General features: G+C 52.5%; 1 rRNA gene. It reads right to left on the bottom strand.

Features of this window, described 5'->3' with window-relative positions:
- Positions 1-2,926, bottom strand: a 23S ribosomal RNA gene (locus CRI88_RS22140); the annotation flags it as partial.

Genomic DNA, 2,926 nt, shown 5'->3' with positions numbered 1-2,926 from the left:
GGTTAAGTCCTCGATCGATTAGTATTCGTCAGCTCCATGTGTCACCACACTTCCACCTCGAACCTATCTACCTCATCGTCTTTGAGGGATCTTACTTACTTGCGTAATGGGAAATCTCATCTTGAGGGGGGCTTCATGCTTAGATGCTTTCAGCACTTATCCCGTCCACACATAGCTACCCAGCGATGCCTTTGGCAAGACAACTGGTACACCAGCGGTGTGTCCATCCCGGTCCTCTCGTACTAAGGACAGCTCCTCTCAAATTTCCTACGCCCACGACGGATAGGGACCGAACTGTCTCACGACGTTCTGAACCCAGCTCGCGTACCGCTTTAATGGGCGAACAGCCCAACCCTTGGGACCGACTACAGCCCCAGGATGCGATGAGCCGACATCGAGGTGCCAAACCTCCCCGTCGATGTGGACTCTTGGGGGAGATAAGCCTGTTATCCCCGGGGTAGCTTTTATCCGTTGAGCGATGGCCCTTCCATGCGGAACCACCGGATCACTAAGCCCGTCTTTCGACCCTGCTCGACTTGTAGGTCTCGCAGTCAAGCTCCCTTGTGCCTTTACACTCTACGAATGATTTCCAACCATTCTGAGGGAACCTTTGGGCGCCTCCGTTACCTTTTAGGAGGCGACCGCCCCAGTCAAACTGTCCGCCTGACACTGTCTCCTGCCCCGCTAAGGGGCATGGGTTAGAATTTCAATACAACCAGGGTAGTATCCCACCGACGCCTCCTTCGAAGCTGGCGCTCCGAGATCTCTGGCTCCTACCTATCCTGTACAAGTTGTACCAAAATTCAATATCAGGCTACAGTAAAGCTCCACGGGGTCTTTCCGTCCTGTCGCGGGTAACCTGCATCTTCACAGGTACTATAATTTCACCGAGTCTCTCGTTGAGACAGTGCCCAGATCGTTACGCCTTTCGTGCGGGTCGGAACTTACCCGACAAGGAATTTCGCTACCTTAGGACCGTTATAGTTACGGCCGCCGTTTACTGGGGCTTCAATTCGCAGCTTCGCTTGCGCTAACCACTCCTCTTAACCTTCCAGCACCGGGCAGGCGTCAGCCCCTATACGTCACCTTACGGTTTTGCAGAGACCTGTGTTTTTGCTAAACAGTCGCCTGGGCCTATTCACTGCGGCTCTCATGCGCTTGCACGCTCAAGAGCACCCCTTCTCCCGAAGTTACGGGGTCATTTTGCCGAGTTCCTTAACGAGAGTTCTCTCGCACACCTTAGGATTCTCTCCTCGACTACCTGTGTCGGTTTGCGGTACGGGCACCTCTCACCTCGATAGAGGCTTTTCTTGGCAGTGTGAAATCAGGAACTTCGTCCATACGGACTCGCCATCACAGCTCAACGTTACAGTGTGCGGATTTGCCTACACACACGCCTTACTGCTTGGACGCGCATAACCAACAGCGCGCTTACCCTATCCTACTGCGTCCCCCCATTTCTCAAACGGTGAGGAGGTGGTACAGGAATATCAACCTGTTGTCCATCGCCTACGCCTATCGGCCTCGGCTTAGGTCCCGACTAACCCTGAGCGGACGAGCCTTCCTCAGGAAACCTTAGTCATACGGTGGACGGGATTCTCACCCGTCTTTCGCTACTCATACCGGCATTCTCACTTCTAAGCGCTCCACCAGTCCTTCCGGTCTGACTTCAACGCACTTAGAACGCTCTCCTACCACTGACATCGTAGATGTCAATCCACAGCTTCGGTGAATCGTTTAGCCCCGATACATTTTCGGCGCAGCGTCACTCGACCAGTGAGCTATTACGCACTCTTTAAATGATGGCTGCTTCTAAGCCAACATCCTGGTTGTCTGTGCAACGCCACATCCTTTTCCACTTAACGATTACTTTGGGACCTTAGCTGGTGGTCTGGGCTGTTTCCCTTTTGACTACGGATCTTATCACTCGCAGTCTGACTCCCGTGTATAAATATCTGGCATTCGGAGTTTGTCTGAATTCGGTAAACCGGGATGGCCCCCTAGTCCAAACAGTGCTCTACCTCCAGTATTCTCATCACGAGGCTAGCCCTAAAGCTATTTCGGAGAGAACCAGCTATCTCCAAGTTCGATTGGAATTTCTCCGCTACCCACACCTCATCCCCGCACTTTTCAACGTGCGTGGGTTCGGGCCTCCAGTAAGTGTTACCTTACCTTCACCCTGGACATGGGTAGATCACCTGGTTTCGGGTCTACGACCACGTACTATTTCGCCCTATTCAGACTCGCTTTCGCTGCGGCTCCGCCTTCTAAAGCTTAACCTCGCACGTAATCGTAACTCGCCGGTTCATTCTACAAAAGGCACGCTATCACCCATTAACGGGCTCTAACTACTTGTAGGCACACGGTTTCAGGATCTCTTTCACTCCCCTTCCGGGGTGCTTTTCACCTTTCCCTCACGGTACTGGTTCACTATCGGTCACTAGGTAGTATTTAGCCTTGGGAGATGGTCCTCCCGGATTCCGACGGAATTTCACGTGTTCCGCCGTACTCAGGATCCACTCAGGAGAGAACGAACTTTCGACTACAGGGCTTTTACCTGCTCTGGCGGACCTTTCCAAGTCGCTTCATCTAACTCGCTCTTTTGTAACTCCGTATTGAGTGTCCTACAACCCCAAGAGGCAAGCCTCTTGGTTTGGGCTCTTCCCGTTTCGCTCGCCGCTACTCAGGGAATCGATTTTTCTTTCTCTTCCTCCAGGTACTTAGATGTTTCAGTTCCCTGGGTCTGCCTTCAAGACGCTATGTATTCACGTCAAGATACTACGCGATTAAACGTAGTGGGTTCCCCCATTCGGAAATCTCCGGATCAAAGCTCACTTACAGCTCCCCGAAGCATATCGGTGTTAGTGCCGTCCTTCTTCGGCTCCTAGTGCCAAGGCATTCGCCGTGCGCCCTTAATAACTTAACC

It is taken from the genome of Lysinibacillus fusiformis (assembly GCF_002845985.1).
Classification (GTDB): domain Bacteria; phylum Bacillota; class Bacilli; order Bacillales_A; family Planococcaceae; genus Lysinibacillus; species Lysinibacillus fusiformis_D.
The sequence above is the reverse complement of the archived record's forward strand: the minus strand, read 5'-3'. Positions and strand labels throughout refer to the sequence as shown.